General features: G+C 46.3%; 1 pseudogene. It reads left to right on the top strand.

Annotation, left to right across the window (positions count from 1 at the left end):
* A pseudogene (locus tag I6E38_RS15190) lies at positions 1-300 on the top strand (MobV family relaxase); the annotation flags it as partial.

The following is a 300-nucleotide window of genomic DNA, read 5'->3' as shown; positions in this document are numbered from 1 at the left end:
TTGATGTGCATTGTGACGAGACAAGCATCCATGCCCATGTGCAGACCGTGCCTGTTGAACAAGTAAAGAAACGAGGGCGCATCGGAAGCAAGTACATTCACAAGGATAATCCAGAAAAGGTTCTCTCTACCAAGGAATGGAGAGCACTTCCAAAAGAAGAACGTGACAACTACACAAAATCGGAAGCGGCAAAGGGTGTTGTTGAAAGGGTCTCTTATGCCAAAGTGTGGGGAGAGCGAGCAAAGGACAAATCACAATACCTTTCCCAACTGCATACTGACTATTACAACAAGGTAGGGC

It is taken from the genome of Leyella stercorea, assembly GCF_021531355.1.
Lineage (GTDB): Bacteria > Bacteroidota > Bacteroidia > Bacteroidales > Bacteroidaceae > Prevotella.
This window is presented reverse-complemented; position numbering and strand designations above follow the sequence as displayed.